Consider the following 7,405-nt stretch of genomic DNA (forward strand, 5'->3'; position numbering starts at 1 on the left):
AGTGACCCCTTTTTCTTCTCGTATCCTTTTAATTGTCTTTCCAATCATTAATTCTAAACTATTACTATTCACAACAATTATTATAACACTATTTATTTATTTGTAAAGTTAATTTTTTTTAAATACTCTCTCTCCATTCTAATAGAGGTTCATTAGCAATAAACTAGGTTAATACTAAAACACAAAAACAACATAATAATATAACAAGGTATACAATATAGTATTTTTTGGCTAGACAAAAAATATTAATGCCACAACTATAAATATAGGAATCAAAACTGTAAAGCTATATTTAATAATATAGCCAAAAAAACTGGGCATAGGAGTTCCTGATTGTTCAGCGATTGACCTCACAGCAAAATTTGGGGCATTACCAATATAGGTACAAGCGCCAAAAAATACAGCTGCCACTGAAATAGCTTCAAGATAAAGTGCTTTTTGTGTGAGCAACAACGGTACTGCTTGAGGTTCTGGCATGCCTGCAAAGAATTTGCCTAACACACTAGTGAAGAATGTGTAATATGTTGGGGTGTTGTCTAAAAAAGCAGAAAGAATTCCAGTTATCCAATAATAGTGTACTGGCTCTTCTACCAATTTCAATAAAGGTGCAGCTACCCCCTTTTCTCCAGCAGTTAAAATAAGCAAGGGTGGTGCCATGGTGGCAAAAATACCTGCAAATAAATAGCCCACCTCAATAATAGGGAACCATGTAAAATCATTTTCCTTCCTTATGTATCTTGGGGTAATTAAAAGGGATATAATGCCTATGATAATCATCCATCCATCTCTTAAAAGAGATTCTATAGTTCGCTCAATCCCCAATATAGATACACTTCCAATCCTCACTGTCCCACTAAATATAACAGAAGCCACTACACCACCTAAAAGTATGAAATTATACCAGCCTACTAAACTTAAAGGGGTTTTTTCTTTGGGAGGATTAAGTGTTCCCTCTCTCTCTTCTTTTTTATAGTAATAAAGATCTAAGAAAAAATATATTATTAATATACAGATTGAAGCAAAAAGTATGTGAGGCAGCAATCTAATGGTTGTCCAAAAGAATGGAACCCCGTGTAAAAAGCCAATAAACAGCGGAGGGTCGCCAACCGGGGTTAACCCCCCTCCAATATTAGCCACTAAAAAAATAAAGAAGCAAACCATAAATGTCCTATATTTTCGGTATTTATTAGCCCTTAAAAAGGGTCTAATCATAAGCATGGCTGCCCCCATTGTACCCATCCAGGAAGCTAAAAATGTACCTATAGCTATTAAAATCGTGTTAACCTTTGGTGTGCCTAGCAGGCTACCCCTAAGTAAAATCCCACCTGCCACTGTAAAAAGTGTCCAGAGTAAAATAAGAAAAGGAAAATAATCGGTGATAAAAATATGTAGTTCTTGATGAAGACCCGCCTTTTTATATACTAATACTAGTGGAATAACTGTTAGTAGTCCCCAAAAGGCAGAGACTTTGCCAAAGTTGTGGTGCCACCAAGAAGGAACAAATAAAGGAAACAAGGCAATGGAGAGCAAGATTCCAGCAAAGGGGATTATACTCCAAAGAGGAAGGGACTCTGCCATTTTCATCACAGCTTGACTCATATTTTCACCACCTATAGATTCACTTGCTATAGATGGGGCAACAAAAATAATAGATAAAAAAATAATAGTTATGATAATTTTTCTTTTCATTCTAACAACCCTCATGTTTAAATATATTTATTTATTTTAAAATAATATTATCTTCATTAATATTTCATATATATTTAACAATCGGTGATCAGTTTATAAATTTATATTATATTTTACATATATGAGCTATACTTTCTATTTTTATTCTATTTATATACATCTATTAATTAACAAATGTCAATGTTTTCTCAATAATTCATATTATCCTTATATTTCAAATTAACACATACTTAAACTTCGTGCTGCGAAAGAAAATATTGCCTATTCATTATGCAAACAATTTAATTACTAATGGTAGACTTATTACTGATAATAATGTAGTTGAAAAAATAATAGATGCTAGTAAATCAGTAGATCTGCCAAACAAGATGTTCATCATAAGCGGCACCATTGCTGAGGGTGTTGATGTCTGTATTAAAGCCGCTGATCTCTCAAGGCCGTCTATGTTCAATAAAAATAAAAACAACAGCGCAATAAATGGAGAAATGAATAGTCTTAAAATAGTAGCCACCATAATAGGGATTATGTATGAAATATTAAATTTAATATTAGAAATCTGTAAACCCATTATAAATATTAGCAGTGGTATTGCACCCTCACTCAATAGAAAAAGGCTGTTTTTTAAGCTAGTAGGCATAACTAAATTAAATGATGTAAAAATAATAGCCAATATTGCAGCACTAAAAATGGGTATTTTTAAAATATTTTTCATTATCGATCCAATATTTTTTTTTGGACTACACAAGTATATACCTATTGTGCTAAGGGATATATTAAAAACAATATAATAGATAATAGAATATATCTCTCCCTCTTTCCCCAGGGAAAAGTATATTAGAGGTATGCCATAGTTACCAATATTAATCATAGATATTGATAAAATAAATGAAATAAGATTATCATTATTTAATTTTAGCAATTTGCCAATAATATAGCTCATTACAACCAAAGTAATTGTATAAAATGACATAAAAATAAAAGGTTTAACAAGTGCTTGTATGTCAACATTATAATCTACTAAATTTGTAAATATCATTATAGGCGTAAACAGATAAATTGCTAATTTAACAATATCATTAGAAGAAGAACTAATAATTTTATTATAAACAAAGGCAATTAAAATAATAAATATAATGGGCAGAATTGAATTGTTTAAAATAATTAAATAAGACATAACCCTATTATTAAAGAGCCGAGTTTAATATATCTTGCGCTGCTATGATCCCAGATGAACAGGCCTGTACTATACCCCTTGTTAAACCTGCGCCATCACCAACACAATATAAATTATCTATATCAACAGATCTCATTGACTTATCAACATGTATCCTCATTGAATAAAATTTAGCCTCAATGCCATAAAGGAGGGTAGAGGGATCTGCTAAACCAGGCATAACCTTATCCAATTGATATATAGTTTCTTTAATATCCTCTAAATATCTATAGGGTATTACAAAGGATAGATCCCCTGGCATTGCTTCTTTTAAGGTTGGTAAAACATAATTTTTTGAAATTCTCTTTTCTGTAGATCTCCTACCTTTTATAAAATCACCAAATCGCTGCAATATAACAGTACCCCCACTTAACATATTGGCTAAGTTAGAAATATACATCCCATACTTTACGGGCTCTCGAAAGGGGTCTGTAAACTTTGTTGAGACAAGTAAGGCAAAATTTGTGTTATCACTTTTTTTATTTTTAAAACAATGGCCATTTACAGTCAGAATGCTCCCATCATTTCTCTCTAATGCAACATATCCACCAGGGTTAACACAAAAACTTCTCACCTCGTCTTCAAAATAGGTAGTAAAATATTTAATTTTAAATTCATATAAGACATCTGTAAAATAATCAGTTATAGATCTTGGCAGTTCTACCCTAACACCTATATCTACAGGGTTAATATCCCTACTGATATTATATTTTTCTGCCAATTCTTGCATCTTATAATTGCCGCTTCTACCAACTGCCAATATTACTTTATCATAGTATATTTTTTTGTTGTCATTAGTAACTATTCCCAAAATCTTCTCATCATCTATTATTAGGTCAACCAATTCTTTATTACAAAAGAGCCTAACATTCTTTCTTGATAAAATTATATTTTCTAAATTTTTTATTGCTTTAAGGGCATTGTCTGTTCCAAGATGTCTTATTTTAGATGGATACAATCTTAATTTATACCTTGAACACAAGTATTCTAAATCTTTTACCTTTTCATAGTCCCATTTATTATCTAGAGTTTCTACACTGCTTAATTTTCTCCATATTTTATCTACTTCATCTATTAGTTTTTCTAAATCATCCTCACTAATATATTCAGAAAGCCAGCCACCAAAAGCTGTTGTCAATGTCAACTTGCCATCAGAAAAAGCCCCAGCGCCACCAAAACCGCTTAAGACCTCCTTTCTGCTTCTTTTATCTACCGGATTTCCTTTCTCATAAATATCTATCTCTAATGAGCTATTATCTATCAACTTATATGCTGCAAACAGCCCTGAACAACCAGCTCCAACAATTGCTATCTTCATAATTGACCTATATATTTTATATTAATAGTATAATCTTTTTCTTTTATATTTAATATGCCATAGCTTCCAAATTTATTCTTTATATTTCTTGTAACACTTCCTGGATTAACAAAATGTATCCCCTCATACAACTTATTCTCTGGTATATGGGTATGCCCATAAAAGATAATATCTAGACTTTCATCAAATTCTTTTAATATCCTCTTTTTTATACCAATAGGGGCACCACTTCCATGTATTATACCTACCTTTAAAAAGGATAAATATTTTATAATTTTATTTGGCAATACTGAAGCTTCAGGTGGATCCATATTACCTTTTACAGCATAGATTGTGCTGCAAATTTGCTTAAGCTCATCAATTAGATTTAGCCCAACAATATCTCCACAGTGAATAACTATATCACTATTAGAAGCCTCATCAATTATTACATTAGGTAGATAATTTATCGACTCCACATGTGTATCAGAAATTATAAGGACACGCATTTTTAAACAATTATATAGATTTTTCATCTTTATTAAAGTACAATTTAATATAAAATGATTTTCGATGTCACAAAACTCCCTTTTTTTAGTCATATTAAATACCTTGAAAGCAAAAAAAAGTGTAAAGTATATTTTGTTGGTGGGATTGTGAGAGACTTTCTCTTAAATAGAACAATTAAGGATATTGACATAGTTGTATTTAATATATCATATATTGAATTTGCAACAGGGCTTGCACGTTTACTATCAAAAAATATTATTGCCTTCAAAGATAACATACGTATAGTTATTGGTGAAATTACTATCGATATATCTAAGCCAAAAGGTTCTAACATATATCGAGATTTAGGTTGTAGAGATTTTACAATTAATAGTTTAGCCTTAACAACTGATGGTAAGTTAATAGGCAATATAGAAGATATTAATAAAAAATTAATAAGAATAAATTATGACAATACTTTTTTAGATGATCCATTAAGGATTTTACGTGCTTTTAGATTCGCTGCTGAGATAAATTTTAATATAGACAATAACACCTTCAAAAAAATAAAAGAATTAAAACATTTATTATTAGATATAGCCAGTGAAAGAATATATAATGAATTATATAAAACATTTACTGCAAAATACTTTAACTTAATTATTGATATCTTTATAGATTCAGAAGTGTTTATATCCTTACTAAAAGTTGATAACGTTAACAAAAAAAACATAAACAATACCGAAAAAAGATTATTATATAATTTATTTAAAGTTTCTGATTTGCAATATTATAAAAAAAATGATAAATTCATTTTGATAATAATCACGCTAATTATCCCGTTTATTTATGTACAAAATTTTAATATTAATCATCTAAAAAAGTTTATAATTGTTAAGAAAATATACACACTAATAAAAAAAACTATTAACACTTTCAAAAAACTAGATAAAAATTTGAAAAAGTGTGATTTATATTTTATTATATATAACAATTATTCAGTGATAAATTATGTTGTAACAATTCTAAATGTTTCACGTGAAACATTTAATGGAGATTATAATATTTTGTATAAACGAGTTAGGGATGCAATTAAAAGTATTGATATAAATAGAGCATCTCTTATAAATGGAAATGATCTGAAATTATTAGGGATTAAAGAGAGTAAGGTCTTTGGCAAACTATTGAATGAAGTTAAATATAAGCTTGCATTTGGCATGATTGAAAGTAAAAAAGCAGCAATAGAATATATTAAAAAAAGGGCTAAAAATGAAACTTTTACGTTTTAAGAGTGATAATGTTGAAAAAAAGGGTGTTATTGAAAATAACAGAATAAGAAGGGTTTTAGGAAATTTTTTTACTGATTATACATTAATTGATGAGTATTATGAATTTAGCGAGGTGAAAATTTTACCACCCATAAATCCTGAAAAGATAATTTGTGTTGCAAGAAATTACATAGATCATGCAAAAGAACTAAATAATCCCATCCCTATAAAACCTCTACTTTTTTTAAAACCCCCTTCATCTATTATAGCTCATAATGAGCCAATCAATTATCCTACAATTTCAAATAGGGTTGAACATGAAGGTGAATTAGGGGTAATTATTGGAAAAAAAGGTAAGAATATAGCTGAAGTAGATGCCTTTAAACATATCCTTGGCTACACATGTTTTAATGATATAACTGCTAGGGACATTCAAATTGAAGAGAAAAATTTTACAACTGCAAAATCTTTTGATACCTTTGCCCCAATAGGCCCATTAATAGAAACCGAACTAGACATTAATAGTGCTGCAATCTCGGTATATGTAAATAACCAGTTAAAGCAATTTGGCTATTTAAGGGATATGATTTTCTCTATAGAAAAGCTAATAAGCTATATATCAACAATTATGACATTACAAGTAGGCGATGTTATTGCAACAGGTACACCCCCAGGGGTATCAGCCTTAAAAAAGGGTGACAATGTAAAAGTAGAAATTAGTGGTTTATCAACACTTAATAACTATGTCGTATAATAAAACTAATGATCTAAAATGCTTAAAATGTGGTGCTTGTTGTATATTCTATAGTATTTCAAAACTAAATAAAAAATCAATGAAGCCTTGCAAATATTTAGACGTTGAAACAGGCTTGTGTAAAATTTATAAAAATAGACCAGAAGTGTGCAGCGATTTTAAAGCAGATGAGATATGCTATCTAATAAGCTCCCTTCAGTTAGATGAAAAATTATATATATTAAAAAAAATATATAGCTAATGTATGTAGGACTAACAGGAACAATAGCATCAGGTAAAAGTACTGCAGCTAAAATATTTAACAATTTAGGTGCATTCACTATAGATTTAGATAAAATCTCAAAAGAATTATTGAATATAAACAATATAGGCTATAATGAGGTAGTTAATTTTTTTGGAAAGGGTATCCTAGCAAAAGATGACTCTATAGATAGAGCCAAGTTAAAAAATATTATATTTAGAGATAAAAGCTATAAAAAAGCATTAGAAGATATACTTCACCCACTTATAAGAAAAAAAGAGATTGAAATTGTTAATAACATCTTATCAAAAAATAAATCACCTATAATCATTGTGCATGCAGCCCTTTTTATTGAGACCCAATCATTTAAACGATATGACAGCCTTATAGTTGTATACTCAAAAAACGATACATGCTATAAGAGGTTGTTAAAAAGGGATAATATAGATGAGGG

At 29.6% G+C, this 7,405-nt stretch carries 8 protein-coding genes; 5 read left to right on the plus strand and 3 right to left on the minus strand.

The window, feature by feature from the left end; translation table 11 throughout:
• Positions 1-231 precede the first annotated feature (231 nt).
• A complete protein-coding gene (locus SVN78_06865; GenBank protein MDY6821326.1) occupies positions 232-1,689 on the minus strand; it encodes a sodium:proton antiporter in 1,458 nt (485 codons plus the stop codon).
• Between the two features lie 257 nt (positions 1,690-1,946).
• Here SVN78_06865 and SVN78_06870 point away from each other — a divergent pair, with 257 nt between their 5' ends.
• A complete protein-coding gene (locus SVN78_06870) occupies positions 1,947-2,477 on the plus strand; it encodes a hypothetical protein (GenBank protein ID MDY6821327.1) in 531 nt (176 codons plus the stop codon).
• A 396-nt stretch (positions 2,478-2,873) separates the two neighbouring features.
• Here the strand turns inward: SVN78_06870 and SVN78_06875 are convergent, their stop codons facing one another.
• A complete protein-coding gene (locus SVN78_06875; GenBank protein ID MDY6821328.1) occupies positions 2,874-4,220 on the minus strand; it encodes an FAD-dependent oxidoreductase in 1,347 nt (448 codons plus the stop codon).
• Entirely contained in the window at positions 4,217-4,801 is a 585-nt protein-coding gene (locus SVN78_06880; GenBank protein ID MDY6821329.1) for a metallophosphoesterase family protein, read from the minus strand. The genes SVN78_06875 and SVN78_06880 overlap by 4 nt, the downstream gene beginning before the upstream one ends.
• Between SVN78_06880 and SVN78_06885 the strand changes: the two genes are divergently transcribed.
• From SVN78_06885 to coaE, 4 genes are all read left to right on the plus strand, one after another.
• Entirely contained in the window at positions 4,763-5,977 is a 1,215-nt protein-coding gene (locus SVN78_06885; GenBank protein MDY6821330.1) for a hypothetical protein, read from the plus strand. The genes SVN78_06880 and SVN78_06885 overlap by 39 nt on opposite strands.
• Positions 5,958-6,710 carry a fumarylacetoacetate hydrolase family protein gene (locus SVN78_06890; GenBank protein ID MDY6821331.1) on the plus strand — a complete coding sequence of 251 codons (753 nt, stop codon included), beginning with the start codon at positions 5,958-5,960 and terminating at the stop codon, positions 6,708-6,710. The genes SVN78_06885 and SVN78_06890 overlap by 20 nt, the downstream gene beginning before the upstream one ends.
• Positions 6,700-6,951, plus strand: coding sequence for a YkgJ family cysteine cluster protein (locus SVN78_06895; GenBank protein ID MDY6821332.1), 252 nt, complete (start codon positions 6,700-6,702; stop codon positions 6,949-6,951). Before SVN78_06890 ends, SVN78_06895 begins: the two co-directional genes overlap by 11 nt.
• Positions 6,951-7,405 (plus strand): dephospho-CoA kinase (coaE, locus tag SVN78_06900; GenBank protein MDY6821333.1); only part of this gene is annotated, 455 nt, incomplete at its 3' end. The genes SVN78_06895 and coaE, both read left to right, overlap by 1 nt.

The organism is Deferribacterota bacterium (assembly GCA_034189185.1).
GTDB lineage: Bacteria > Chrysiogenota > Deferribacteres > Deferribacterales > UBA228 > UBA228.

Coding starts and splice junctions, on each gene's coding strand:
- SVN78_06895 (MDY6821332.1), top strand. CDS start 6,700: ATGTCGTATAATAAAACTAATGATCTAAAATGCTTAAAATGTGGTGCT.
- SVN78_06890 (MDY6821331.1), top strand. CDS start 5,958: ATGAAACTTTTACGTTTTAAGAGTGATAATGTTGAAAAAAAGGGTGTT.
- SVN78_06885 (MDY6821330.1), top strand. CDS start 4,763: ATGATTTTCGATGTCACAAAACTCCCTTTTTTTAGTCATATTAAATAC.
- SVN78_06875 (MDY6821328.1), bottom strand. CDS start 4,220: ATGAAGATAGCAATTGTTGGAGCTGGTTGTTCAGGGCTGTTTGCAGCA.
- SVN78_06880 (MDY6821329.1), bottom strand. CDS start 4,801: ATGACTAAAAAAAGGGAGTTTTGTGACATCGAAAATCATTTTATATTA.
- SVN78_06865 (MDY6821326.1), bottom strand. CDS start 1,689: ATGAAAAGAAAAATTATCATAACTATTATTTTTTTATCTATTATTTTT.